Raw genomic sequence first — 26,717 nt, 5'->3', positions numbered from 1 at the left:
GCCCCCTACCCCCAGAAAGGGGAATTCCTATTAGGGGTCAATAGGAAAATTAGTTAATATTAAATTTTATTATAATCCATTTTAAAAATTAAAAAGTTAATTTCATTCCTTCTGAGATCATATTTGCTCCTTCTGAAACGATTACATCTTTTTGTTTTAAACCTGAAAGAATTTCTGTATAATTATTGGCTGTTTGACCTATTTTAACAATTACTTTTTCGGCCACTTTATCTTCTTTTTGTCCTACAACAACTTTATATACATAGTTGTTTCCTTTTCCATCTTTTTGAATTATGTTTGTTGGAATTGATATAACAGATGGATTTGAGTAATCCATGATTTTCAATTTCGCTACTTGATTAGGTCTTAATAGTTCATCTGGATTGGATACATCTATTTTTACTGTAAAACTTCTATTGGCAGGATTTATAGTTTTGGCTACTTGACGCACTTTTCCTATGCTGTTTTTATTTATTGAAACTATATTTACGATTACAGAAGTTCCTCTTTTTACTCTTGGTAAATACATTTCTGGGACTTCTGTTCTAACATACATTTGGCTTAAATTTACGATGCGCATTAAACCCTGTGGAGTAGCAGATACTACTTGTCCTCTTTCTACAAATACTTCATCTATTACACCACTAAAAGGAGCACGAATAATGGTTTTTGCAATTTGTGCCTTTATTTGATTAATAGATTTAGACAGACTTATCATTTGGGTTTGCGCTTGTAGGTACTGTATTTCAGAACCAATTTTTTGATCCCATAAACGTTTTTGACGCTCATAAGTGGTTTTGGCTAATTCATATTGTGTTTGAATACTTGCCAATTGTTGACTCATACCAGCATCATCTATTCTTCCTAAAATTTGTCCTTTGCCAACAGACTGACCTGCCTTTACATCTAGATTTACTAAAGTTCCTGGCATTTCAGGTTGGATCAATACATTTTGTTGTGTATCTACATTTCCTTGAATTTCAACATAATGATTAAATATTGTGTCTTTTACAGTAATAGTTTGTACCAATGCTTCATCTGTTTTCTTTTCTAAAGTTGCAAGAACTTCATCTAATCTTGCTAAATCAGCTTGAAGACTTGCTCTTTTATTTTTTATTTCGGTTAAATTTTTGCTTTCTATTAAGGCATCAACTGTCATAGAATTTTCTTTACTTCCGCAAGAAACTAGCAATAATGTATGAATGGTTAGGATAAATATTTTTTTCATTTGTGATCGTATATAATTTTAGTTCTTTAATAATAGTTTTTCTAAAGTTGCTCTTTTGGTAATGACTTCTACCATAGATTGTAAGTATGCTTGTTGTGATGTATATAACTGACGTTGCGCTTCTGTAAATTCAAAACTGGTAGATAAACCTTCTTTAAATTTAACACTTTGTTTGTTTTCAATTCTTTCCGACAAACGTAAGGTATTCTTAGCATTACCATATTGTGCTACACTATATTCAAAATCACTTTTTGCTTTTTGATATTGAAGTTTTAATTTTTGTTCTGTTTCTGCTAATTTTGTTTTGGCTTGTTCAAATGCTATTTTAGCTTGATGTGTTTTAGCTTGTCTACCCAATGAGCTAAATAGCGGAATGTTTAAACCAATTGAAAGGGTAGAATAATCATACCATTTTTGATTAGCATTAAACATAGTAAAACTATTATCAAATGTATTGGCTCCAAAATTCACTTGAGCTCCCAAGGAAGGTAATGCTTTACTTTTTTCTAATTTTAACAATAATCGGTTTACTTCTACTAAGTTGTTACTGATTTTATAATCAACCGAATTATTAGTATCAAAAGTTTCTGATAAAATAGCTAAATCAATGTTTTGTGATGCAAGTGTATCTAATTTATCTGTCAGTTGAATGGTTTGATTAATTTCTATTCCCATTAAAAGTTTGAGCATATTGGTTGCTATTACTTCCATACGCTTTGCGTAATCCAACGAACTATTAATTTCGGATAATGTAATCTGTAAACGCTCTACTGATTCTTCTTCAACAAAACCATTTTTATATATTTGTTTTGTATCATTTAGTGTTTTTTCTAATATCACTTTATTTCGTTCTACGATCATGATACTTTCTTGCGCTAATAAAACATCTCCATAGGCTTTAGTAGTTATTTCTCGAATTTCTTGCGCTGTTTTTACTTTTGCATCTTGAGAAATTTTTAGGTATGTTTTAGCTGATTCTAAACCTACTAAATAAGAGCCATCAAAAATCAATTGACTTAATGTAAGCTTTGCATCCATGGCATTATACTGACCAAATTGTAATGCGGCAGGTACTCCATTAAAACTAATTACGCTAGTAGCTATCTTAAAATTATTTTGATACCCTACATTTGCACTTATCTGAGGTAATCCGATAGTCGTTGTTTCCCATTTCTTTTTTTGAGCTATTTCTATATCTCTGCTTGAATTAATAGCAGTGTAATTATTTTTTGTTGCGTAATCTACAGCTTGATCTAAACTAAACGAATAGTTCATCTTCTCTTGAGCATAAGTCTGCCCCACAAGAAATAATGCTAATAAAAGTCTATGCAAGTTTTTCATTTAATTGTTATATTTCAGTAATTGTTTTTCTAATTCTTTTATGCCTTTAGGTGTAGCTAACGCTCTAGTATGATATTCTAACGCTTCTAATTCTAATTTTAATGTTTCGCTTTCTAGTTGTGTATTTTCATTAATATTAAATATAAGTGTGTAATAAAATTGTATATAAGCAGGTATGTATACTTCTTTTCTATAAAGTCCTTCTGTTATTCCTTTTTCAATATTTTTTTCAAACATTTCATTACAATCTTCCATTTCACTCGCCATTAACTGATTATAAATATCAGGATAATGTTTTTTTAGTTGATAAGCGGGTGAATTATCATAAGATTGAAACATTTCTTTAAAAAGCCGACGAATTTCAAAATTTTCCTCTATTGCATTATAATTCTTAGCCACAATTTCATCTATAACTAAATGTATTTTTTCATGAATAACAAAAGTTGACTCTCTTATTAAAGATTCTTTATTACTAAATACTTTATATATTGTTTTTTTAGAAATACACATTTCGGCAGCAATATCATCCATGGTAACACTTTTAAAACCGAGTTTTAAAAACATATCTGTAGCCTTAGCAATAATTTTATCTTTCATATTATGCGGTTTCTTGAATAAATCGAGTAATTTTTGTAACCCATTTTCTAGGAGCAAATCGAACTGTATTAGCTAACAGCGTGTTTTTAATTCCATGAATTGCTACAACATCTCCTCTTAGCATGGCTTGGTATCCATAGTAAGCTACTTCTCGTGATGTAGGCAATTTTTTGTTTTTTACTAATTTACTACTTTCCATATCTGCCATTGATTGAAACCCACTTTCTGTTGCACCAGGACATAAAGCTGTTATTGTTACACCTGTTCCTTCTACTTCATTTGCTATAGCTTCTGTAAAATGTAAAACGTATGATTTAGTTGCATAATATACAGCCATTAAAGGACCTGGTTGAAAAGCCGCTGTTGAAGCTACATTCATAATCTTTCCACTCTTACGTTGTATCATATCTTTTAAAAATATATACGTAAACTGAGTCAAAGTCGTTATGTTTAATTGAATCATCTGATCGGTCTTATCCCAATTAGATTTTATAAATAAGCCAAAGTCACCAAAACCCGCGTTATTAATCAAGTAATCTATTGTTAAACCATACTTTTTAATTTCATTATAAACATTTAAGGCAGCTCCTCTTTTTGACAAATCTTCAGAAATAGTATAAATCCTAATATTATTTTTAGCCTTTAACTCTATTTTTAAATCATCTAGTCGCTGTCCATTTCTAGCTACAAGTACTAAATCATCTCCTTGTTCGGCATGAATTTTAGCTAATTCTAATCCTATACCACTTGAAGCTCCTGTAATTAAAACCGTTTTTTTCATCTACATTTATTTTCAAATAAACTAAAAACCACCATTATACATTAGTATTAAAATGTGTTTTAAAAGTTAAGCAAATATATAGAGGAAACTTTAAAAACTTAAAAAGTTTCCGTTTTTTTTGTTTTTTTTAACATTTAATAAAACTAGGTGTTCCCAACTTTTAAATTATTTTAGCAAAAAAAATACAATGCAGGCAATTAGTACCTATCAAGATATTATTACAAAACATTTTGAAAATTTATCAATACAAAAAGAACCCCTCAATTTATACAACCCTATACAATACATTTTATCTTTAGGAGGAAAAAGAATACGTCCGGTGCTAACATTAATGGCTGCTGAAATTTTTGATACTTCTTATGAAAAAGCCCTTTCAGCGGCTACAGCAATAGAAGTTTTTCATAACTTTTCCTTAGTACATGATGACATTATGGATAATGCTCCTTTAAGAAGAGGCAACGAAACTGTTCATGAAAGATGGAATATTAATACAGGTATTCTTTCTGGTGATGCTATGCTTATTTTAGCCTATCAATATTTTGAAAATTATGAACCCGTTATTTTTAAAGAGTTAGCACAATTATTCAGTAAAACCGCACTTGAGGTATGTGAAGGACAACAGTATGATGTAGATTTTGAAACCAGAAAGTATGTAAACGTTGCTGAATATCTTAAAATGATTGAATACAAAACCGCCGTACTGGTAGGAGCTGCATTAAAAATGGGAGCTATAATTGCAGAAACATCCGCTGAAAATGCAAACTTAATTTATGAATTTGGTTTAAATTTAGGAATTGCTTTTCAACTTCAAGATGATTATTTAGACGCTTTTGGAAACCCTTTAACCTTTGGAAAACAAATAGGAGGTGATATTATAGAAAATAAAAAAACATACCTCTATATAAAAGCATTAGAGTTTTCTTCTGAAACAGAAAGAACTCAATTAGAACAATTATACTCTACCCATTCTAAGGATAATAGCAATAAAATTGAAACAGTAAAAAACATTTTTAACTCAAGTGGAGCTAGTGCAGCTACACAAGAAGCAATCAAACAATACACTCTCAAAGCTTTTACTACACTAACAAAAATTAATATTAGTGAAGATAAAAAGGTTATTCTAAAAACATTTGGAGAAAACTTAATGAATAGAAATGTTTAACACTTGCAAAATCATTTCAAATAAAAAAATAACACATTAACACAAAATGAGTTTGATATAGAATTTTCTTTATTATATCAAACTCATTTTCATCTAAATAATCATGATTGAAATTGAAAAAGTTCATCGCTCCTCAAAACACTGATTTAATACTTTCAGAAGCTCAAAAAAAAGAGCTATATCACAAGCTCATTGAACAAGTTTCCAAAGACTTTTTATTAGCTAATGAAGATTTAAATATACTACATCCTATTTCCCCTGTTGAATTAAAAATTCAAGTACATAAAAAAGTACACCAACTTATTCAAAATAAATTTAATGAATATTTAAACCTACTATATATTATTGATGTAAACGAAGATGATATAAAAAAACTCGACGGTTTCAACCTAGTTGAACTCGCCGAGCAAGTAAGTTATCTCATTCTAAAAAGAGAGTGGCAAAAAGTGTGGTATAAAAACCTATACTAATACCCTAATTCTTTTTTTGTAATAACTTTATTCCATAACTCTTTTCCTTCATGATCAAATAAAGACAATTTAACTTGTCTATCATCCTTATCGCCTGTAAAAGACAGTAATCCAAAGTTATGTTGTACAAACATACTTCCTTCTACACGATTCTTGTTTTCTTCTTTCAATCCTGAATTAGAAGGATTAGAAGTCAATGGAGAAACGGTCCAATCATATAAAGAATAATTATTACCTCTTTTCAACATGGACAATTCTGCAAAATGGCGATCTCCTGTCAAGAATAGCACTCCTTTAATTTCGTTTTTTGCAATTTCATTAAGCAAATATTCTCGTTCCTGAGGATAAGTTGCATAATTTTCAAACTTTGAAGCTGAATTTAGTACTTGACCTCCAACAACTATAATCTTAAAAGTAGCTTTAGAAGAAGACAAAGCATCAATTAACCATTCTAATTGTTCTTTACCTAACAACGTTTTTTCTCCTGTTTTACGATCATTAGGCGACTTAAAAAAGCGATTATCTAATAAGAAAAACTGTGCATCGCCCCAATTAAAAGTAGAATAAGTTCCTTGTGTTTGAGACACATCTAAACCATAAGACTTATTAGCCCAAAAATCCTTAAATGCTTTTTGAGTATGTATTTTATAATTAAAACTTCTATCACCATCATTAGGTCCAAAATCATGATCATCCCAAATAGCAAAATTTTGAGTACTCGCTAATAATGGTTGAATTTCTTTAACACTTCGAGAATGGGTATAACGAAGGTAAAGACCTGATAAACTTTCATCTACTTCTCTCAAATAAATATTATCCCCTCCCCATAACATAATATCTGGTTTTTTAGCAGCTATACTTGTAAAAACACCATAATTACTTCCATAAGGCTTTCCCGGTCTATCAACCTCAGGTTGATTAATGTAAACACAACTACCAAAAGCTACTGTAAAATCAGGTGCTTTTTCACGCCATTGCCATAACTTTTTGGACTCAAAAGTAGTTGGATAAGGTAACTTTATTAACTTATTATCAAGATATACTTGATACGCATATTTTTTTCCTTGTTCTAACCTATCTAGAACTACGTGACAAGTATATCCCGACTCTTTCTTTGTATTATAAACATCCGAAAACATCTTTTTTGATGGATTTAACAAATCATAATACTCTAACTTTACACTAGCACTAGTAGTTGTTTGTAACCAAATTACAGCTTCTGTCATTTCACAATACCCTACCATAGGACCTGACTGTAGCAATTCTTTTTGAGCAAACAACGAAAAAGCTTGAAGCAAAAAGAAAAAAGAAATAATTTTTTTCATTTAAAATAGATTTTATCAAGGCTCTACCTTTATAATTATTATAAATTTTTATAAAAACATATATTACAAAGAAAGCAGCCTATTGAAGATTGTTTACTACAAAAATAATAAATAATCTTTGACTACAGAAAAACGAATTAAACCATTACGGTTTTACCGTATATTTTGTTAAAACAAAAAGAAAAAAACACAATAAAAACAGCTTTAAACTAACTTAGCCCAAGATTTCCCCTAAATCTACACGTATGAAAAAAAAAATTACTTATTTAGATAATTTCAGAGGTTTTACCAAAGAAATTTGGATTCTCACGCTCATTACTTATATTAATAGAGCAGGAGCTATGGTCATGCCGTTTCTAAGTAACTACCTACACAAAGGCTTTTCGTTTACCCTTCAAGAAGTAGGTTGGCTTATGAGCTCTATAGGCATTGGCTCTTTCTTAGGAAATTGGATAGGCGGTAAATTAACCGATAAAATAGGCTTTTATACGGTTATTCTTTCAAGCCTCCTATTAGTAGGCTTTGGCTTTATTTCATTAATGTTTTTATATGATTTTATAGAAATCAGTATTGGATTATTTGTTTTAACGGCTATAGCTGATATGTACAAACCCGCCGTTTATGTAGCCATTGGGTGTTTTAGCAACTTTTCTAATAGAACTCGCTCACTCACCCTTATAAGACTAGCAACTAACTTAGGTATGTTTACAGGTCCTATCATTGGAGGTGTTTTGATTGCTAATAACAATTATGATCCTTTATTCTGGATAGACGGTATAAGCTGCGTAACAGCTGTAATTTTATTTCTATTTTTAATAGATGAAACAAAAATTGATATTTACGCTAAAAGAGTAGAACAATTAAAAGAAACTACAAACACAAAAAGCTCCATATTTAGAGATTCTAATTTTGTAATTTTCTTATTAGGTTCTTTCATTACCGCATTATTATTTTTTCAACTTTTCACTACACTTCCCGTATACAACTCTTCAAAATTTAACTTTAGTGAAATGCAAATAGGATTATTACTATCATTAAATGGATTACTAATATTCCTCTTCGAAATGCCCATTATAGGATACCTAGAAAAAACCAAAATAAAAAACACTAAAATTTTCCAAATAGGAAGCCTTTTCATGACTTTGGGATTTTTATTCTTAATCTTTGCCAATTGGATTTTTTTACTAATGATAAGCATTTTATTAATCACATTAGGACAAATTCTAATATTTTCTTTTTCCAATACTTTTGCTTTTAACAAAGCAACACCAGGTCAAGAAGGAAGATATATGGCTCTCTACTCTATGAGTTTTAGCTTTGCTCAAATATTAAGTTCTAAACTTAGTTTTAGCATCATCGAAAACTACAGCTTTAATACTAATTGGATTTTAATGGCTCTCATTGGTGTCTTAGGAATTTACATTTATTTTAGACTAGACAAAAATCTAAACCAAATCCCACCCATTAATCAAACCATAATATCATGACAAACTCTACTATAAACAATAAAAGCTTTAAAATCATAATCACATTATTATCCTTATTACTACTGAGCAGTTTAATCTATATCTATAGAATGTCTGCCCATTCTAAAGGCATTATAATATCATTAAGAAGCGAAAAAGCAGAACTGACTAATGATCTAGAAAAAGTAAAACTAGCACTAGAAAACACTCTTTCTAAAGAAGGTCATTTAAGCAAAGAATTATTAGAAGAAAGAAAAAAAGTAAACACCCTCCTAGCAAAAATAAAAAATGAAAACTATGATCCATCTGAAATTTCTAAATATCAAATTGAATCAAAAAATTTAGAATTAAGAATAGGATACCTAATGAATGAAATAGAACGGTACAAAAAAAGAATAGACAGTACCGAAAACGAGCTCATTGCATCCAATACAGAATTAAAAAACATAAAAAAAACAAATGAAGACCTAAACACAAACAACGTAGATCTAAACAAAAAACTACAAATTGCTGATGAAAAATTAAGTAAAGCATCTAGATTAAGCTTCTCTAATCTAGAAGTAAATTCTTTTAAATTAAAATCATCAGGCGAAATTGTTCAAACAAATAAAGCAAGTAAAACCAATTTAATAAAAATTAATTTTTTAATTAGCGAAAATGAATTGGTAACACCTCAAAACAAAACTTTTTATTTCCAATTATTTGATCCCAATAATGAGCTAGTAACACATAATGAAACCACCACAACAGGAGAAAAAATAGAAGATTACACAGCCGTTTCATTTATTCATTACCAAAATAAAGCCATGAAAATTGAAAAAGCAATTCCTATAAAAGATCCAATACCTGGACTATATCAACTAAAAGTTTATGATGCAGCTAAGCTCATCTTGAGTAATAGCTTCCAAATTAATTAATTCTTTCGCCCATTTCTTTTATTAACAGAACAAAAAAACTGTCCCAAAAGTCATAATAGCATTTTTTGGGACAGCCTTTCTTAATAAATCATTCTAGAATACGATCCTAACAAAAGGCATCCATGCTGATGTATATAAATTATTAGTATTTTTAAAAAGAAGATTATAACGCAAACCAGCCGTAACATTATTCATTCTATAGCCACCCCCTAAAAACAAAGCCGTATTCCAAAAATCATCAAAACGACGACCCGAAATCGTATTATAATCCAAATTTACTCGTAACTGTTCTATATCCGTTGATAATTGCAAATACTCAACCGGGCTATACAACAAACTACCGCTCACACCATAAACAAAAGAAGTAAAATTGCCAGAGTTTTTAACATAACTACTATTAAGTCCCAATCCTACACTCGTTTTATCATCAAAATTATAATACATAGTTGGAGAAACTGAAATATTAGTAAAATTATTCCCTATACTAAGCCCTAGACCTCCCCCAAAACGAACATGATCCCAAAAATTATTTACAGGCGGATCTGCCTCTAAATTTTGAGCTTGATTAATAGATGAAAATAAAAAAAAACTAAAAAAAAATACATTTTTTATCATTAGACTCTCATTTTAGATATAGATTTTAAAGAATTAAAAATTAATCATATAAATATACTGTTTTATTGGCTATATTAGTCTAAAAGTTTTTACTTTTGCAATAATTTTTAACCAAAAATTGTCATTAGACAGCATTATGGATAGGTTTTCCTTTTTAAACGCAGCACATACGGCCTTTTTTGCCGATTTATACGATCAATATTTAGTAAATCCTGATAGTATTGAACCTTCTTGGAGGGCTTTTTTTCAAGGATTTGACTTTGCTAATGAATTCCCAAATGGATTTTCAGGTGAAGAAACTTCTTCGGAAGGAGCTATAAACAACGCTCAATTAACGGATAAAATTCAAAAAGAAATTAGAGTACTTCAATTAATTGAAGCTTACCGCACAAACGGGCACTTATTTGCCGATACAAATCCTGTAAGAGATAGAAGAACCCACACGCCTAGTTTAGAAATTGAAAACTATGGCTTAGCAAGTTCTGACTTACAAACGGTTTTTCAAACCGCTAGTTTAGTGGCAGGTAATCCAACTACTTTGGCTGATTTAATTACTTTATTAAAGAAATTATATTGCCAATCAATCGCCTTTGAATACAAATACATTCGCGATACTAAAACACAAGCATGGATTGAACAAAAAATCAATGCCATGGCAAATGAGGTAACTGCCGATAAGAAAAAGATTATCATTGAAAAATTGAATGAAGCTGTTTCATTCGAAAATTTCTTACATACAAAATACGTAGGGCAAAAGCGTTTCTCTCTAGAAGGAAACGAAGCGGTTGTTCCTGCTTTTGACATTCTAATTGAGGAAGCTGCCGAATTAGGAGTGGAACAATTAGTATTAGGAATGGCACACCGTGGTCGTTTGAATATCTTAGCAAATGTTTTTGACAAAGAACCTAAAAAGATTTTTAGCGAATTTGATGGTAAGGACTATGCAGATGAAGACCATTTTGACGGTGATGTGAAATACCACTTGGGGATTACAACTCCTAAAACAACTCGTAAAGGAAAAGGGATTAACATCAATTTAGTACCTAACCCTTCACACTTAGAAACTGTAGCTGCTGTGGTGGAAGGAATCACACGTTCTAAACAAGACCGTTTCTTCCCAGCACAACCTAATAAAGTATTACCAGTTATCGTACACGGAGATGCGGCTGTATCTGGTCAAGGAATTGTGTATGAAATTGCACAAATGGTACACTTAGACGGTTACAAAACACAAGGAACCATTCACGTAGTAATCAACAACCAAGTTGGTTTTACAACAAATTATACCGATTCTCGTTCAGCAACTTACTGTACAGATATTGCTAAATTAACTTCAGCACCTGTTATCCATGTAAATGCCGATGATGCGGAAGCAGTGGTAAAAGCTATGTTGTTTGCATTAGAATATCGTATGGAGTTCGGTTCAGACGTATATATTGATGTTTTAGGTTATAGAAAATATGGTCATAACGAAGGGGATGAACCTCGTTTTACGCAGCCTGTTTTATACAAATCGCTTTCAAGACATAAAAATGTAAGAGATTTATATGGCGCTAAATTAGTAGAACAAGGAGTTATTTCAACTTCGTATGTTAAAGAAATCGAAGAGGCTTACAAAGCTAAATTGGATGAAAATTTAACAGCATCGCGCGAAGAAACTTTAACAGTTATCGAGCCGTTTATGCAAGACGAGTGGGTTGGTTTTTCTAAAGCGAACCAAGCTAAAATGTTAGAAAAAATTGATACCGCAGTAGCAAAAGACACCTTAGACGGTATCGCTAAAGTAGTAACAGAATTACCAGAAGGGAAAAAATATATCAGCAAAATACAAAAGCTTATCAACGATAGAAAAGCGATGTATTTTGAGAAAAACCAGTTAGACTGGGCTATGGGTGAAATGTTAGCCTATGGTTCGTTATTGACGGAAGGTTACAACGTTCGTATTTCTGGACAAGATGTAGAACGTGGTACATTCTCACACCGTCATGCCGTAGTAAAAACGGAGGATACAGAAGAAGAAGTAATCTTATTGAACGACGTACCTAACAAGAAAGGCTACTTCAATGCTTACAACTCATTGTTATCGGAGTACGGTGTAGTTGGTTTTGATTATGGTTATGCTATGGCATCGCCTAAAACATTAACCATTTGGGAAGCTCAATTTGGAGATTTCTCTAATGGAGCTCAAATCATGATTGACCAATACATTTCGGCAGCGGAAGACAAATGGAACAACCAAAATGGTTTGGTTATTTTAATGCCTCACGGCTATGAAAACCAAGGTGCAGAACACTCATCGGCACGTATGGAACGTTACTTACAACTTTGTTCAGAACAAAATATGTATGTGGCTGACTGTACAACACCTGCAAACTTCTTCCACTTGTTAAGAAGACAAATGTTGGCAGATTTCCGTAAACCTTTGATGGTTTTTACCCCTAAGAGTTTATTGCGTCATCCAGAAGCGGTTTCTTCAATTGAAGAATTTGCTACAGGTTCGTTCCAAGAAGTTATCAATGATACACACGTAAATCCAGTGGATGTTAAAACATTGGTTTTCTGTACAGGTAAATTCTACTACGACTTAAAAGCAGAAAGAGAAGCACAAGGAAGAAACGATGTGGCATTAATAAGAATCGAGCAATTGTTCCCATTACCAGTAGACCAATTAAAAGCGATTATTGCTTCGTATCCAAACGCAACGGATTATGTTTGGGCACAAGAAGAGCCAAGAAACATGGGAGCTTACGGATTTATGTTGATGAATTTCAACGAGGTTAAATTCCGTGTAGCATCACCTAAAGCGTACAGTGCGCCAGCATCAGGAAGTTATACACGTTCTAAGAAACGTCATGCGGATGCGATTGCTATGGTTTTTGATAAAACTTTAGTTTAATAAAAAATTGTATTTTTGATAAATAGATAACAACACTTTATAAAATTATAAAAGATGATTTTAGAAATGAAAGTCCCTTCGCCAGGGGAATCAATCAAGGAAGTGGAAATTGCTACTTGGTTAGTACAAGACGGAGATTATGTAGAAAAAGACCAGGCGATTGCTGAGGTTGATTCAGATAAGGCAACATTAGAATTACCAGCTGAAATGAGCGGAATCATCACGCTTAAAGCTGAAGAAGGGGACACAGTAGCTGTAGGTGCAGTAGTTTGTTTAATTGATACAAGTGCCGCAAAACCAGAAGGTGGTGCAGCTCCTGTAGCAGAGAAAAAAGAAGAAGCTCCTAAAGCGGAGGCTCCTAAAGCAGCACCGGTTCAAGCAACCACGTATGCAACAGGTTCAGCTTCGCCAGCAGCTAAAAAAATATTAGCAGAAAAAGAAATTGACCCTGCAACAGTTACAGGTACTGGTAAAGCAGGTCGTATTACTACTGAGGATGCTTTAAATGCAAAAGCTTCTATGGGTACTCCTACAGGAGGTTCTCGTGGTTCTCAAAGAACAAAATTATCAATGTTACGTCGTAAAGTAGCAGAGCGTTTAGTATCTGCTAAAAACGAAACGGCTATGTTAACTACTTTCAACGAAGTTGACATGAGTGCTATCTATGCGTTACGTGACGAATACAAAGAAGAATTTAAAGCAAAACACCAAATGGGATTAGGCTTTATGTCATTCTTTACAAAAGCGGTAACACGTGCTTTACAATTATTCCCAGATGTAAACTCAATGATTGATGGACAAGAAAAAGTGTCTTTCGATTTTTGTGATATTTCTGTTGCGGTTTCAGGACCTAAAGGCTTAATGGTGCCTGTGGTACGTAATGCAGAAAACTTAACGTTCCGTGGTGTTGAAGCTGAAATCAAGCGTTTAGCCATTCGCGCACGTGATGGTCAAATCACAGTTGATGAAATGACAGGTGGAACATTCACTATCTCTAATGGTGGGGTTTTTGGTTCTATGTTATCTACCCCTATCATCAATCCGCCGCAATCAGGAATCTTAGGGATGCACAATGTAGTAGATAGAGCTATAGTGAAAAACGGTCAAATCGTGATTGCTCCAGTTATGTTTGTAGCATTGTCTTACGACCACCGTATCATTGATGGACGTGAGTCGGTAGGTTTCTTATGTGCTGTGAAAGAAGCTTTAGAAAATCCAGCAGAAATCTTAATGGGTGGTAATCCAAGAAAAGCTTTAGAATTATAGTTATTGCTAACAACAAAGCAATCTTACCTATTTAAAATCCCAAATTCCAAAAGAGTTTGGGATTTTTTTGTTTATTTGTTCTATGAAGAAAAGTCAAAAACAAGCGGCTATAGGTTTTATTTTTATCACGCTTTTAATAGATGTGATAGGTTTAGGAATTATTATTCCAGTAACCCCAAAGTTAATTCAAGAACTCATACACGGTAATGTAAGCGATGCTGCACAATACGGAGGTTGGCTTACTTTTGCGTATGCTTTTACCCAGTTTTTGTTTTCGCCCTTGGTAGGAAATTTGAGTGACAAATACGGTCGCCGTCCTGTATTATTGCTTTCACTTTTTGGATTCAGTTTGGATTATCTGTTATTGGCTTTTGCACCCACCATCAGTTGGTTATTCATCGGACGCATATTGGCGGGTATTACAGGGGCTAGTATCACGACCGCTTCTGCATATATCGCAGACATTAGCAACGATGAAAATCGCGCCAAGAATTTCGGAATGATTGGAGCCGCTTTTGGTTTAGGATTTATTATTGGTCCCGTTATTGGAGGCTTGTTAGGGCAATACGGGGCACGTATTCCTTTCTATGCCGCCGCGGTTTTATGTTTACTCAACTTTTTATATGGTTATTTCATACTTCCAGAATCTTTATCCAAAAAACACCGTAGAGCCTTCGATTGGACCAGAGCTAATCCGATAGGCGCTTTTATTAGTTTAAAAAAATATCCAAAACTGATTGGATTAACCCTTGCCGTGTTCTTGCTGCATACGGCTTCTCATGCAGTGCAAAGTAATTGGAGTTATTTTACCATGTATCAATTTCATTGGAATGAAACCATGATAGGGTTATCCTTAGGCGTAATAGGTTTATTAGTCGCGCTAGTACAAGGTGGTTTGATTCGATGGATAAATCCAAAGCTAGGGAATGTAAAAAGTATCTATGTAGGCATGGCTTTGTATACGATAGGCATGTTTCTTTTTGGTTTTGCCAGCCAAAGCTGGATGATGTTTGCCTTCCTGATTCCATATTGTCTCGGTGGCATAGCAGGACCAGCATTACAAGCGGTAATAGCAGGGCAAGTGCCCGCAAACGAACAAGGAGAAATACAAGGTACGTTGACGAGTTTGATTAGTGCTTCAGCTATTATAGGGCCACCTATTATGTCGAATGTGTTTTATTATTTTACTCAGGAAAGTAGTGCGCATCCTTTTGCAGGTGCTCCTTTTGTTTTGGGAGGTCTTGGAATGTTGTTAAGTACACTGATGGCTTATGTTTCTTTGAAGAAGCATCATTAATGAAACTATTTTAAATTCAATAGTTTTTTAAGTACTAGCAAAATAATATCTTTGCTCGAAATCCTACTACATGAATTCTACTTCACATAAAAAAATATATTTCGCTAGTGATCAACATCTTGGCGCACCAACTCCTGAAATGAGTTTCCCTCGGGAGCAAAAGTTTGTACAATGGCTAGATGAAATCAAACAAGATGCGGAAGCTATTTTTTTATTAGGCGATTTATTTGATTTTTGGTTTGAATATAAAACAGTGGTTCCTAAAGGTTTTGTGCGGGTGTTAGGCAAACTAGCCGAGATTCGAGATAGTGGGATTCCAATTTACTTTTTTGTGGGTAATCACGACCTTTGGATGAATGATTATTTTGAAAAGGAATTAAATATTCCCGTGTATCACACGACTAAGGAATTTACATTTAACAATAAACTTTTTTTAATCGGTCATGGCGATGGTTTAGGACCTGGGGATAAAGGCTATAAGCGAATGAAAAAAGTGTTTACTAATCCATTTTCAAAATGGTTGTTTCGCTGGTTGCATCCTGATGTGGGCGTGAAATTAGCGCAATATCTATCAGTAAAAAACAAAATGATTTCGGGAGCAGAAGATGTCAAGTTTTTAGGAGAGGATAACGAATGGCTGATTCAATATGCTAAACGTAAATTAGAAACCAAACATTATGATTATTTTGTCTTTGGTCACCGTCATCTGCCTATGAAAATTCAATTAAACAAAAATGCCCAATACTATAACTTAGGCGACTGGATTGGCTATTTCACTTATGGTGTTTTTGATGGAGCACATTTTGAGTTAAAAAAACAGGAAAACTAAAAAGTAATTTAGTATTCCTGTTTTAGCATCATTAATTAGAAAAATTGTTAACTGATATTTCAATACACTTTTCGGACAATCTATTTCCTTTTTCTGAATTAATAAAATCCATCAAGATCCACCCACATGATTTTAATTTTAGGTTATTACTTTGGATATAATCTGCTACTTTGGGATTAATTCGATCTGCTACAGCTACTGGATAAGCAAAAGCACTAGCTCCTGAACAATATGTTAAATAAGCACTCATAACATCTGAATCAGTATTTGAACGAATAATATTTTCAATAATACGATCATATTTATAATTTATAGAACTTGGTAATATCGTATTAACTGTATAAAAATCAGAAATCTTAAAAGAATTGTAATTCCCGTTTCCTATTAGAGTAGCATTTGAAAAATTAGGATTTCCGGACCAGCCTTGTACAAAGGTAGAATTTGTATAAGTTTCTCTGGATAGAGGTAAAACTCTTCCTCTACAATCACCTAATAGGCTATTTGTATTCCAGTTTTTCTTCACCAATCCTTTGGATTCATACTCATTCATTTTAGCATCAAAATAATTAACCCAAGTAGATTTGTCACCTCCATTCTCTTTTTTCATAATGACAATAATTGCTTCATTGGGATGTACTTTTAAAAACTCTTTAAAAGTTGACATTATTTGATCTAAAGTTATATTAAGTTTTACAATTCCGTGGTATCCCATAAATTGACCGTTTTCATAATTAAAACGTAAATCAAAAATTCTTGCTCCAGCACCTAATTGTTCGTTTATACTACCATATTGATTACTACTAAAAGCCCAATTTTTGATAGACATTGAATCATGTGTGCCAGGAATAGATAATTTAGACAATGGGGTACTGGCTTTTATCGAGGACATCCAATTATCTTTAGAAACACTAGCTATGAGCCTTTCTTTTAAAGATATGTTTTCTATATTTTCATCAGATCTTGGGGCTAAAGAATCTGAACTACAAGATTGTAAAATAGCTAAAAAAGCCATACTAAGTAAAATTTTTCTCATAAATAAATAGGTTAAATTAACTTACAATATATTATTTAATAAATAATTAACAAATAAAAACATACAAAAATTGTATATCAATTTCAACAGTATCTCATCTGGATATTCTTGGAGATCTTAAATATTAAAGTATCTTTACATTGTCTCAAAAGGGGTGCTTTGTTTCTTTTTAAAAAGTTAAATAAGGCTGAGATTATACCCAATGAACCTAGACAGGTAATGCTGTCAAGGGAAGGGCAAGAGCCTAACTTACAAAAAAATATACGTTTTTTATTAATGAATAATAACCCCTTTTATTCGTAACCATTTTGTAACGAATGAAAAATTTAATTCACAATCAAAGACATCATTTTTTTTTTAAATTTATTCTGAGTACACTATTTTTGATGAATATTAGTACTGTATTTGGTCAAGAAAAAAAAATAAATGATTCCACAAAGATCAACGCATTAGAAGAAGTAAAAGTAGCTTCTACTCGTCTAAACAAAAAATCTCCGTTTGCTTTTACAGATATTAAAAAGGAAGCATTAGAACGAAATAATTTAGGACAAGATCTTCCTATTTTGTTAGACCAAATGCCTTCTGTCGTTACTACTTCTGATGCTGGCGCTGGTGTAGGGTATACTGGATTAAGGGTAAGAGGGAGTGATGCTACTCGTATAAATGTAACGATTAATGGCATACCTTATAATGATGCTGAAAGTCAAGGTACTTTTTGGGTAAATATGCCTGATTTTACAACTTCTGTAGAAAATATCCAATTACAAAGAGGTGCTGGAACTTCTACTAATGGCGCTGGAGCATTTGGGGCTAGCCTTAACTTACGTACGCTTACCCCTTCCTTAGAAGGATATGCTACCACTTCACACAGTATCGGATCTTTTAATACTCGAAAACACAATATTACTTTTGGTTCTGGAATTAAAAATGGTTTTTATGCGGAAGGGCGGCTTTCAAAAATAGGAAGTAATGGATATATAGATCGTGCTTCATCTGATTTAAAATCTTTTTATGCAGAAGCCGGATTTATCCATAAGCAAACAGCTATAAAAGCCTTAGTATTTGGAGGTAAAGAAATTACTTATCAATCTTGGTTTGGAACTCCAGAGGCGGTAGTTAATGGCGATAGAGTTGGCATACTAGCTTACATTAATCGTAATTATTCCAGCACAGAAGAAACTGAAAATTTATTAAATTCAGGAAGAACGTATAATTATTACACTTATGATAATCAAACTGACAATTACGAACAAGTTCATTATCAACTACATATAACACATCAATTCACAGATCATTTATCAGCTTCCTTATCAGGAAATTACACTAAAGGGAAAGGATATTATGAAGAATTTAAGGGAGATCAAAAACTTAAAAAATATTTTCCTGACCACATAAATGGTAATTTTAAATCAGATGTAGTACGTAGAAAATGGTTAGATAATGACGCTTATAGTCTTGTTTACACCTTAAATTACAATACTAAAAACTTTAATGCTAACCTAGGTGGTGGATATAATCAATACGACGGAACTCATTTTGGGGAGCTGATCAAACATCAGTATACAGATCTTCCTGTTACTAATGTAAATTATTATAAATCACTAAGCAAAAAAGAAGATTACTCAGTATATATTAAAGCGGATTATACATTTTTTTACAAATTACAGCTCTTCTTAGATATTCAGGCACGTCGTATAGATTATACAACACACGGATTGAGTAGTGATTTAAAATTATTAAATGTAAAGAAAACATATCCGTTTTTAAATCCTAAAATAGGCTTAAACTTTGCTATACATAAGAATCATAGTATCTATGGATCCTTTGCTGTAGCTAATAAAGAGCCTAATCGTAATGATTTAACGAAGAATCCTATTGAACCTCAAGCAGAACAATTATTGGACTATGAGGCAGGTTACCGATTTAAAAATAAGATAACACATATTAATTTAAATGGGTATTATATGCACTACAACAGTCAATTAGTTCTTACAGGGGCATTAGATGAAGTTGGAGATCCCATTCGTGAGAATGTAGAAAAAAGCCGTCGAATTGGTATTGAATTAGAAGCAAGTATTCAACCTACTAAGTTTTTTAAATTAGATTTTAATATCACAAAAAGTATAAATAAAATCAAATCGTTTGATTATTCTGTCCCTGTAACTGAATACGATATAAATGGTAATAAAAGTTATTCAACAAAAATCACGAAATATGAAAATACAGATATTTCTTTTTCACCTAATGTAACAGGAGGTGTAACTGCCACTTTTTATCCTATTAAGGATTTAAGCGTTGCTTATATACAAAAATATATAGGAAAACAGTATTTAGATAATACTTCTTCAGAGGACAAAATATTAAATAGTTATCACAATGGTAATTTAAGTATTCAATATATTTTTAAACCTAAAAGTTTTGCCGAAATCAGTTTCAATTTACTAATTAATAATTTTTATAATAAGCTGTATGAATCAAATGGTTATACTTATAGTTATTATGATCGCCCTTTAGGTTCTAATAATCCTGTTACTACTGAAAATTTCTACTATCCACAGGCTGGAAGAAATTTTTTAACTGGTGTAACACTCAAATTCTAGATTTTATGAGAATTGTTTTTCGATACTATTTGTTTGTTTCTAATATCTGTTCTTTAGGGTAATTTAGAGAAATGGGGAAAAAATATATAAAAGTACTTGAATATCAATTATAAGAATTTACTCTAAAAAGTTCCCTCTTTTTTTAGATTTTACATCTAAAAAGAGGGATTTGAGTTTAACTTGTATTATGTATTAATTATTACTAATAAAAATCCTCTATTTTTTTATCTTCAATATCATATTCCTCTTTACCACAAGAAGTAAAGCAAAAATTTAGGTTATGTTATGAAGAGAAATTTCCTAATATTAAGATACTCTTAAAACAAAAAATCTTTCATTTAGTATATCTTATTGGGAATGCTTAATAAGATAGAGTTCTTTTATTTTATCAATGATAATTTGTGCTAATTTTTCTTTACTTTCAAATGTCCAACCTGCAATATGAGGCGTTAACAAAATATTAGAAGCATTTAATAAGTATTCAAATGCGGGTGTCTTTTGTTCTTCAAAAAGTGTTTCAAAAGAAAGTTTTTCGTATTCTAACACATCTAAACCTGCTCCTAAAATCTTCTTTCCTTTTAACGCTTCTACCAAATCCAGAGTTACCACACTTTTACCTCTAGCAGTATTAATCAACCAAAAAGGTTTAGCAAATGCGTTAATAAAAGAGGCGTTAATCATTTTATCTGTTTCAGGTGTCCAAGGTGTGTGTAAGCTGACTACATCTACTTTTTCTTGAAATTCTTGCAATGTAACTTGGCGTGCATTGGCATCACCTACATTAGGAGCAATATCATAACAAAGAACGTCTACATCAAAACCTCTTAGTTTTTTGGCAAAGGATTTTCCCATATTACCATAACCAATGATGCCTACAGTTTTGCCATCTAATTCATGACCGCGATTTGCTTCACGGTTCCATTGTCCGGATTTAATTTCGTTATTGGCTTTGTTTAGATTGTTAAATAAAGACAAAAGCATTCCCAAGGCATGTTCGCCCACAGCATTACGATTGCCTTCTGGCGCAGCAATTAAATGAATGCCTTTGGTTGCCGCATAATGACAATCAATACTTTCTAAACCAGCCCCTACACGGGCTATGAATTGTAAGTTAGTGGCTTTATCTAAAAAGGTTTTGTCAATTTTAAAACGGCTTCGTATAACAATACCATGATATCCTGAAATTTTGGATTCAATTTCTTCTTTGGAAGAGGTAAAATCATCATAATTTAGAAAACCTGCTGTTTCCAATTGATTTCTTAGCAAAGGGTGATTGCTGTCTAAATGTAGTATTTTTATATCTTGAGGTTTCAATTTTGTAAGTTTTATTCAAATATAAGAAATTTTAAATACTAGATTCTATTTCAAAAATTTTCATTTTTAACGTTTATATTGAATCTTAAATTTGTTATTGATGTTATACCACTTAAAGTATACTGTATTAAAAAGTAAAATTCTCAATATGTTTTTTTATTTTAAAACAACTCGAACAAATGGTTGAGTATATAATTGAAATAATCGTCCGTTCGAGTGCGAAGCGCATCGAGAGCCAACACTAATTTTAGAAGATAAAACAGAGTTAGAGCAAATAAGATTAATACAACAACTTGAAGATGAAGACAAACAAACAATATTTAAACTAGTTGAGAAGGCACATTTATTTCTTAAAAATTAAGGGAATATCAAATAATAAATCCTTTTGATATTCCCTTAATAAAAACAGGTAAGTTTAAAATCTAAAATCTCACTAATTTTTTAATAAAATTTCGTACTTCTCAAACAATACGAATCAAGCTCAGGTTAATTATAAAACTACTTTTAAAAATTTCACTGATAACCTGATTGTTTCTAGTTTTTAACAAACTTGATTGTTTTTTCTAATCCGTCTAAATCCGTAAATTTGGCTATATATATTCCTTGAGGATAATCTAAAAGTGCTAAAGATCCCCTAAGTGCATTTATTTCCTTTGTTTGCATTTTCTGTCCTTGCAAATTACATATAGTAATAGCTTGAAGTTCTTTTGTGTAAGAAAAATGAAGATAATCAGCAGTAGGATTAGGGTAAAATTCAAATCCCTCGTGATTAAAAGTAGGAGCCTCTAAAACATCTGATAAACCTGCGTTCACAACATTATCTATTCTTATAGCACCTATTTCTAGATCAGCAACATAAAAGGCTAAATAAATTTTTTTTCCATTCTCTTTTATCAAGACTTTCGGTTAATACTATCTCTTCAAAATCGTCTAAATCTTTTCCTTTTTCAGATAATTTTAAAACATATCTTCTTGGTGTTGTTTCATTAAATAAACTACCTACCCAATATGAAAAACCATCTGTATTATTTTCTATTACCTCTATTTGTGGTGTAATTAAATAAGACCCTCCTTTTTGATTAGTTGCTTTACCAACAATCATAGCACAACTCCTTCCATCTTTAGGAAACAATTCATCTTTATAAATTCCCCAATAAGGTCCGTCTTCTCGTGTTTTTACTATGTCCCATTCTTTATTAAAAACTTCTTTATCTTCAAATCCTTCATTAAATTGTGCCTTTGCTTGAATAAAAACAAAGAAGAGCATAATCATAATTTTTTTCATTTTCAATTTACTTTTAAATATTTATAACTTTTTAAGGGGAATTTTCGTCTATTTTTTTCTGCGCGAAAGTATGACACATATAAAAGAAAAAAGTTGACACAGATCAACCTTTTAAAAAAATATATTAATATAGTCGAATCAAAACCAGTATAGTTTCAAACTGAATTATACATAAGAGATTTGGTATAGATAAAAATATACGTTTTTTGTTTCAAGGCTACAAAACTACAACTATGGAACAAAATTCCGCATATTTTTATCTTATTTACTGTTTTTATTTTCATTACAAAGTCTAACATATAATCTAAATTTAATAAAAACAGCAACCTCTTTTTTAAAGAATTTTCATTTAAAAACCTAGTTAATGAAATTTGGAAAACTTTGATCAAGAGGGGGTAATATTTTAATATTAAATTCTTTTCTTACGAACTAAAAGTTATTTAGAATAAGTTTTAATCAGTTGTTATTTTCCTTCAAAAATAGCTTTACGTTTCTCTAAAAATGCGGTCGTTCCTTCTTTAAAATCAGCGGTAGCAAAACATTCTCCAAACTTTTTAATTTCTGTTTCAAAACCGTTTACACCTTCTTTATAATTTGCATTTACGGCTTCAATTGCTTTACCTATAGCAATGGGAGAGTTACGTTGTATTTTATCTACTATAGTCATATAGGTAGCAAACAATTCTGTTTGAGGCACTACATGATTTACCAATCCAAATTCTTTTGCGGTGTTAGCGTCTATCATACCAGCTGTCATAATCATTTCCATAGCACGTCCTTTACCGACTAATTGTGCCAAACGTTGTGTCCCTCCATAACCTGGAATAACGCCTAATGAAGTTTCAGGTAATCCCATTTTTGCATTTTCAGAAGCAATACGAAAATGACAAGACATGGCAAGCTCTAAACCGCCTCCTAATGCAAATCCGTTTACTACAGCAATTACAGGGGTTTTCATGTTTTCTACAAAATTAAAAAGAATTTCTTGTCCTTTTCTAGCTAATTCAGCTCCTTCTTGTTCAGAGAAATGAGCAAATTCAGATATGTCAGCACCTGCTACAAAAGCTTTTTCACCACTACCTGTAAGGACAATAGTTCTAATGTTTTCATTTGCTTCTAATTCTTTTAACCAATAATGTAATTCTTTTATCGTTTCAGAATTTAGTGCGTTTAATTTTTCTGGTCGATTAATTGTTATAGTAGCTGTAAATTTTTCGTGCTCGACTAAAATATTATTTAATTCCATATTGCTATTTATTTATAATAGGTAATAGTACTTTAAAAGTAGTTCCTTTAGTTAATTTAGATTCAAAAGTAATCTTTCCTTGATAATTTTCAATTATATTTTTGATAATCGCTAGTCCTAGTCCCATTCCGCTAGTTTTTGTGGTAAATTTAGGTTCAAATATACGTTCAAAATCTTGAGCTGCTATTCCTTTTCCATTATCACATACACTAATTATGGTATTATTTTCCTCTTTTTTTACAGATACTAAAATTTTCTTATCTATTTGTTCTTCTGGTATAGCCTGTATTGCATTTTTTACTAGATTCGTAATAATACGGATAAGTTGAGTTCTATCTATTTTGGTAATAATTTCATTTGTACAGGGACAATACTTAATATAATCTTCATTAAAAATATCTAATGCCATACTTACTACATCTACCACATTTAGTGTTTCGTTTTGTTGAGCCGGCATAGATGCAAAATTAGAAAAAGCATTGGCAACAGCACTCATGGTATCTATTTGCTGAATGAGTGTTTTAGAAAAATCTGTTACTTTTTGCTTAATGTTAGGATCTTGAGGATTAAAACGCATTTCAAAACTCTGAACGGTTAATCGCATGGGAGTTAAGGGATTTTTTATTTCATGAGCTACCTGTTTTGCCATTTCTCTCCACGCTCCTTCTCGCTCCCCTTGTGCTAGTTTATTAGCACTTTCTTCTAACTCATCAATCATCTTATTATAAGACTGAATAAGTTTATCTATTTCGGAACTGTGTGTTACTAAATCTATTTTTTTATTCTTTTCGGTCAAACTGGTTTCGGTTAGTCTACGAGAAATGGTTTCAAGAGATTTGGTAATATATCGAGAAAGATAGAAAGCTAACCAAACTGCCAATGAGAACATTCCTAAATACACACTCCCAAATATGGCTAAAAAGTTTTCTATTTCTTGTTTATAATAACTATCATCTTGTTTGTAGGGCAAACGTATAATACCAATGGGTTTCTTTTCTATATGATCCATTAAGTAGCTATAAGAGAAATTATACACATCTCCTCTTGCTTCCCCCTCACCTATGAATCTATTTTTATCAGCGTATTTAATTTTCCCTAACAAATTATCCGATATATTAATCGTAATTTGTCCTTTTATCATAGGTGCTCTTGAATTAATTAACATTCTTCCTTGCAGGTCATAAATATCTATTTCTAAATTATGAATATCGGCTATTTCAAATATTTTTTCTTTAAAAATTGAGGCTAAATTAGCTGTTATTAGAGGATGCGGAGTGGTTTCTAATACATACTCTATATGTTGTTTAATTTGTTCTTCTTTACGTAATAATCGTTCTTTATGATATTCTTGGCTTTCGTATTGAAAGTGAAGTATTGATACTAATGCTATTAATATTGAGGATATTAATGTTATAAATATAAGTGCAAGAAAAATTCTTGATCGTAAGGAAAGATTTTTACCCCAAAGAAAGATGTTTATCATTATTTTTTTTCTCGTATGTTTTTATAAAACTTATAACCTAGCATTAGAAGTATAGAAAAAAGAATTATACCTATTACGCCAAATATCCAATTGATAGCATTTTTTAAAATTACTAAAAAAACGACTGCAAATAAAATAATGGTAGCTCCTTCATTCCATAATCGAAAAAAGGTAGAACTTTTTTTAACTTCATTTTTTTGCAATTGATTAAAAATCTGATGACATTTTAAATGATACAAATACAAGAGAAAAACAAAAGTTAACTTAACATGCATCCATGATTGTGTAAGCCATAGACTACCTATATCAGTAAAAAATAACATCCAAAAAGCAAAAATACTAGCAAGTATAGCACTTGGCCAAGTTATAATGTACCATAAACGGTATTGCATCAATTGGTATTGTTTAATTAGAATACTTTGTTCTGGCTCTATTTTTTCCTTAGCTTCAGCGTGGTATACAAAAAGACGTACAATATAAAATAATCCTGAAAACCAAGTGATTACAAAAATAAGATGCAATGATTTTATGTAGTTGTAAAGTTCCATTAATTCCAATTCTTAATCCAACTTGCTATAGTTTGCGCCCAATCATCACGATCATTTAAACAAGCTACTGTCAAAAAGTCTTCTCCTCCATTTTCTTTAAAACTATGAGCAGCCTCCATACCTATTTCTTCCAGAGTTTCTAAACAATCTGAAACAAAAGCAGGTGTTACAACGGCTAAATTTTTAATTCCTCTTTGAGCGAGTCCATCAATTGTGGCATCAGTATAAGGCTGTAACCAAGGATCACGTCCTAAACGAGATTGAAACGAAGTGCTGTAACTTCCTTCTTCTAATTGTAATAATTCGGCTACTTGTCTGGTTGTTTCATAACATTGATGGCGATAACAAAATTCGTGTGCGGGAGAGGGTGTTATACAACATTTTCCATCAATTGTACAATGTGATTTTGTAATATCTGATTTTTTTATATGTCGTTCTGGTACGCCATGATAGGAAAACAACACATGATTAGCTTCAATGCCAGCCAAAGCTTCCTTTATTGATGTTCCTAAATTAGCGATATAACGTTCTCGTTTATAAAAAGCAGGTATTGTTTTAAAAGTCATAGAAGGAAATTTCTTTTTCCGAATTTCTTCCGCTAAGACCAAAATAGTTTCTGTGGTTGCCATAGCAAATTGTGGATACAAAGGCAAAAGCAATACTTCTTTTACTCCCTTATCATACAATCGTTGTAATCCAAATTCTATACTAGGATTACCATAACGCATTGCAATTTCTACTGGAAAATCAACTAAATCTTGTACTTTTTTTTGTAATCGTTGAGTTAAAACAATTAAAGGAGATCCTTCTTCCCACCAAATTTTTTTATAAGCTGCTGCTGATTTTTTAGGTCGCGTATTCAATATGATTCCTTTTACTAGAAAGGCTCTTAATAAATAAGGAAGATCTATTACGCGTTCATCCATTAAAAATTGGTCTAAATATTTTTTTACATCTTTTACCTCTGTACTGTCGGGCGAACCTAAATTAACTAATAATACTCCTTTCATTTTTATGT

At 31.7% G+C, this 26,717-nt stretch carries 23 protein-coding genes; 9 read left to right on the top strand and 14 right to left on the bottom strand.

The window, feature by feature from the left end:
* Positions 1-88: 88 nt before the first annotated feature.
* The 4 genes from ACUXZJ_RS04670 to ACUXZJ_RS04655 are packed head-to-tail and all read right to left on the bottom strand — an operon-like array spanning position 89 to position 3,947.
* Positions 89-1,228, bottom strand: coding sequence for an efflux RND transporter periplasmic adaptor subunit (locus tag ACUXZJ_RS04670; RefSeq protein ID WP_243826105.1), 1,140 nt, complete (start codon positions 1,226-1,228; stop codon positions 89-91).
* A gap of 18 nt (positions 1,229-1,246) precedes the next feature.
* Entirely contained in the window at positions 1,247-2,569 is a 1,323-nt protein-coding gene (locus ACUXZJ_RS04665; protein ID WP_060383569.1) for a TolC family protein, read from the bottom strand.
* Positions 2,570-3,166 carry a TetR/AcrR family transcriptional regulator gene (locus ACUXZJ_RS04660; protein WP_060383570.1) on the bottom strand — a complete coding sequence of 199 codons (597 nt, stop codon included), beginning with the start codon at positions 3,164-3,166 and terminating at the stop codon, positions 2,570-2,572.
* A gap of 1 nt (position 3,167) precedes the next feature.
* Positions 3,168-3,947, bottom strand: a complete 780-nt coding sequence (locus tag ACUXZJ_RS04655; protein ID WP_088466367.1) for an SDR family NAD(P)-dependent oxidoreductase — start codon at positions 3,945-3,947, stop codon at positions 3,168-3,170.
* A 187-nt stretch (positions 3,948-4,134) separates the two neighbouring features.
* Between ACUXZJ_RS04655 and ACUXZJ_RS04650 the strand changes: the two genes are divergently transcribed.
* Positions 4,135-5,109, top strand: coding sequence for a polyprenyl synthetase family protein (locus ACUXZJ_RS04650; RefSeq protein WP_060383572.1), 975 nt, complete (start codon positions 4,135-4,137; stop codon positions 5,107-5,109).
* 113 nt (positions 5,110-5,222) lie between these two features.
* On the top strand, positions 5,223-5,579 hold the full coding sequence (locus ACUXZJ_RS04645; RefSeq protein WP_243826104.1) for a hypothetical protein: 357 nt from the start codon (positions 5,223-5,225) through the stop codon (positions 5,577-5,579).
* On the opposite strand, the gene ACUXZJ_RS04640 is transcribed toward ACUXZJ_RS04645, so the two are convergent.
* Positions 5,576-6,904 (bottom strand): alkaline phosphatase D family protein, encoded by a 1,329-nt coding sequence (locus tag ACUXZJ_RS04640; RefSeq protein WP_060383574.1) that lies wholly within the window; start codon positions 6,902-6,904, stop codon positions 5,576-5,578. The genes ACUXZJ_RS04645 and ACUXZJ_RS04640 overlap by 4 nt on opposite strands.
* Positions 6,905-7,149: 245 nt before the next feature.
* On the opposite strand from ACUXZJ_RS04640, the gene ACUXZJ_RS04635 reads away from it, so the two are divergent.
* Both ACUXZJ_RS04635 and ACUXZJ_RS04630 read left to right on the top strand, forming a co-directional pair.
* Positions 7,150-8,391, top strand: a complete 1,242-nt coding sequence (locus ACUXZJ_RS04635; RefSeq protein ID WP_446195898.1) for an MDR family MFS transporter — start codon at positions 7,150-7,152, stop codon at positions 8,389-8,391.
* Entirely contained in the window at positions 8,388-9,287 is a 900-nt protein-coding gene (locus tag ACUXZJ_RS04630; protein WP_123861962.1) for a hypothetical protein, read from the top strand. Before ACUXZJ_RS04635 ends, ACUXZJ_RS04630 begins: the two co-directional genes overlap by 4 nt.
* Positions 9,288-9,380: 93 nt before the next feature.
* Here ACUXZJ_RS04630 and ACUXZJ_RS04625 read toward each other — a convergent pair whose 3' ends face one another.
* Entirely contained in the window at positions 9,381-9,902 is a 522-nt protein-coding gene (locus tag ACUXZJ_RS04625) for a hypothetical protein (protein ID WP_063743550.1), read from the bottom strand.
* Between the two features lie 136 nt (positions 9,903-10,038).
* Here ACUXZJ_RS04625 and ACUXZJ_RS04620 point away from each other — a divergent pair, with 136 nt between their 5' ends.
* The 4 genes from ACUXZJ_RS04620 (at position 10,039) to ACUXZJ_RS04605 (ending at position 16,190) form a co-directional block, all read left to right on the top strand.
* Positions 10,039-12,798, top strand: coding sequence for a 2-oxoglutarate dehydrogenase E1 component (locus ACUXZJ_RS04620; RefSeq protein WP_060383577.1), 2,760 nt, complete (start codon positions 10,039-10,041; stop codon positions 12,796-12,798).
* A 54-nt stretch (positions 12,799-12,852) separates the two neighbouring features.
* Positions 12,853-14,064: a 2-oxoglutarate dehydrogenase complex dihydrolipoyllysine-residue succinyltransferase gene (gene odhB / locus ACUXZJ_RS04615; protein ID WP_060383578.1), complete on the top strand. Its 1,212-nt coding sequence runs from the start codon at positions 12,853-12,855 to the stop codon at positions 14,062-14,064.
* 82 nt (positions 14,065-14,146) lie between these two features.
* Positions 14,147-15,361, top strand: coding sequence for a TCR/Tet family MFS transporter (locus tag ACUXZJ_RS04610; protein WP_446195895.1), 1,215 nt, complete (start codon positions 14,147-14,149; stop codon positions 15,359-15,361).
* Between the two features lie 70 nt (positions 15,362-15,431).
* A complete protein-coding gene (locus ACUXZJ_RS04605) occupies positions 15,432-16,190 on the top strand; it encodes a UDP-2,3-diacylglucosamine diphosphatase (RefSeq protein ID WP_088466361.1) in 759 nt (252 codons plus the stop codon).
* Positions 16,191-16,221: 31 nt separating this feature from the next.
* On the opposite strand, the gene ACUXZJ_RS04600 is transcribed toward ACUXZJ_RS04605, so the two are convergent.
* Complete coding sequence (locus ACUXZJ_RS04600) at positions 16,222-17,223, bottom strand: phosphatidylinositol-specific phospholipase C domain-containing protein (protein ID WP_088466360.1); 1,002 nt, start codon at positions 17,221-17,223, stop codon at positions 16,222-16,224.
* A gap of 386 nt (positions 17,224-17,609) precedes the next feature.
* On the opposite strand from ACUXZJ_RS04600, the gene ACUXZJ_RS04595 reads away from it, so the two are divergent.
* The gene (locus ACUXZJ_RS04595; RefSeq protein WP_235604510.1) at positions 17,610-19,823 is read left to right on the top strand and encodes a TonB-dependent receptor; all 2,214 of its coding nucleotides are present in this window, start codon (positions 17,610-17,612) and stop codon (positions 19,821-19,823) included.
* 348 nt (positions 19,824-20,171) lie between these two features.
* On the opposite strand, the gene ACUXZJ_RS04590 is transcribed toward ACUXZJ_RS04595, so the two are convergent.
* The 7 genes from ACUXZJ_RS04590 to hemH form a co-directional block, all read right to left on the bottom strand.
* Positions 20,172-21,137, bottom strand: a complete 966-nt coding sequence (locus ACUXZJ_RS04590; RefSeq protein ID WP_060383581.1) for a 2-hydroxyacid dehydrogenase — start codon at positions 21,135-21,137, stop codon at positions 20,172-20,174.
* A gap of 534 nt (positions 21,138-21,671) precedes the next feature.
* Entirely contained in the window at positions 21,672-22,034 is a 363-nt protein-coding gene (locus ACUXZJ_RS04585) for a T9SS type A sorting domain-containing protein (RefSeq protein WP_063743547.1), read from the bottom strand.
* Positions 21,985-22,422 carry a choice-of-anchor J domain-containing protein gene (locus tag ACUXZJ_RS04580; RefSeq protein WP_063743546.1) on the bottom strand — a complete coding sequence of 146 codons (438 nt, stop codon included), beginning with the start codon at positions 22,420-22,422 and terminating at the stop codon, positions 21,985-21,987. Before ACUXZJ_RS04580 ends, ACUXZJ_RS04585 begins: the two co-directional genes overlap by 50 nt.
* Positions 22,423-22,885: 463 nt before the next feature.
* A complete protein-coding gene (locus ACUXZJ_RS04575; RefSeq protein ID WP_063743545.1) occupies positions 22,886-23,668 on the bottom strand; it encodes an enoyl-CoA hydratase/isomerase family protein in 783 nt (260 codons plus the stop codon).
* Positions 23,669-23,672: 4 nt separating this feature from the next.
* On the bottom strand, positions 23,673-25,151 hold the full coding sequence (locus tag ACUXZJ_RS04570) for a sensor histidine kinase (protein ID WP_060383585.1): 1,479 nt from the start codon (positions 25,149-25,151) through the stop codon (positions 23,673-23,675).
* A complete protein-coding gene (locus ACUXZJ_RS04565) occupies positions 25,151-25,699 on the bottom strand; it encodes a CopD family protein (RefSeq protein ID WP_060383586.1) in 549 nt (182 codons plus the stop codon). Before ACUXZJ_RS04565 ends, ACUXZJ_RS04570 begins: the two co-directional genes overlap by 1 nt.
* The gene (hemH, locus tag ACUXZJ_RS04560) at positions 25,699-26,709 is read right to left on the bottom strand and encodes a ferrochelatase (protein ID WP_063743544.1); all 1,011 of its coding nucleotides are present in this window, start codon (positions 26,707-26,709) and stop codon (positions 25,699-25,701) included. Before hemH ends, ACUXZJ_RS04565 begins: the two co-directional genes overlap by 1 nt.
* Positions 26,710-26,717: the final 8 nt, after the last annotated feature.

The organism is Flavobacterium sp. TN-1, from assembly GCF_052828645.1.
Note: the sequence above shows the minus strand (reverse complement) of the source record. Positions and strands in the feature narration are given on the sequence as shown.

Coding starts and splice junctions, on each gene's coding strand:
- ACUXZJ_RS04575 (WP_063743545.1), bottom strand. CDS start 23,668: ATGGAATTAAATAATATTTTAGTCGAGCACGAAAAATTTACAGCTACT.
- ACUXZJ_RS04605 (WP_088466361.1), top strand. CDS start 15,432: ATGAATTCTACTTCACATAAAAAAATATATTTCGCTAGTGATCAACAT.
- ACUXZJ_RS04610 (WP_446195895.1), top strand. CDS start 14,147: ATGAAGAAAAGTCAAAAACAAGCGGCTATAGGTTTTATTTTTATCACG.
- odhB (WP_060383578.1), top strand. CDS start 12,853: ATGATTTTAGAAATGAAAGTCCCTTCGCCAGGGGAATCAATCAAGGAA.
- ACUXZJ_RS04635 (WP_446195898.1), top strand. CDS start 7,150: ATGAAAAAAAAAATTACTTATTTAGATAATTTCAGAGGTTTTACCAAA.
- ACUXZJ_RS04665 (WP_060383569.1), bottom strand. CDS start 2,569: ATGAAAAACTTGCATAGACTTTTATTAGCATTATTTCTTGTGGGGCAG.
- ACUXZJ_RS04620 (WP_060383577.1), top strand. CDS start 10,039: ATGGATAGGTTTTCCTTTTTAAACGCAGCACATACGGCCTTTTTTGCC.
- ACUXZJ_RS04580 (WP_063743546.1), bottom strand. CDS start 22,422: ATGAAAAAAATTATGATTATGCTCTTCTTTGTTTTTATTCAAGCAAAG.
- ACUXZJ_RS04565 (WP_060383586.1), bottom strand. CDS start 25,699: ATGGAACTTTACAACTACATAAAATCATTGCATCTTATTTTTGTAATC.
- ACUXZJ_RS04630 (WP_123861962.1), top strand. CDS start 8,388: ATGACAAACTCTACTATAAACAATAAAAGCTTTAAAATCATAATCACA.
- ACUXZJ_RS04640 (WP_060383574.1), bottom strand. CDS start 6,904: ATGAAAAAAATTATTTCTTTTTTCTTTTTGCTTCAAGCTTTTTCGTTG.
- ACUXZJ_RS04570 (WP_060383585.1), bottom strand. CDS start 25,151: ATGATAAACATCTTTCTTTGGGGTAAAAATCTTTCCTTACGATCAAGA.
- hemH (WP_063743544.1), bottom strand. CDS start 26,709: ATGAAAGGAGTATTATTAGTTAATTTAGGTTCGCCCGACAGTACAGAG.
- ACUXZJ_RS04655 (WP_088466367.1), bottom strand. CDS start 3,947: ATGAAAAAAACGGTTTTAATTACAGGAGCTTCAAGTGGTATAGGATTA.
- ACUXZJ_RS04625 (WP_063743550.1), bottom strand. CDS start 9,902: ATGATAAAAAATGTATTTTTTTTTAGTTTTTTTTTATTTTCATCTATT.
- ACUXZJ_RS04670 (WP_243826105.1), bottom strand. CDS start 1,228: ATGAAAAAAATATTTATCCTAACCATTCATACATTATTGCTAGTTTCT.
- ACUXZJ_RS04660 (WP_060383570.1), bottom strand. CDS start 3,166: ATGAAAGATAAAATTATTGCTAAGGCTACAGATATGTTTTTAAAACTC.
- ACUXZJ_RS04595 (WP_235604510.1), top strand. CDS start 17,610: ATGAATATTAGTACTGTATTTGGTCAAGAAAAAAAAATAAATGATTCC.
- ACUXZJ_RS04600 (WP_088466360.1), bottom strand. CDS start 17,223: ATGAGAAAAATTTTACTTAGTATGGCTTTTTTAGCTATTTTACAATCT.
- ACUXZJ_RS04650 (WP_060383572.1), top strand. CDS start 4,135: ATGCAGGCAATTAGTACCTATCAAGATATTATTACAAAACATTTTGAA.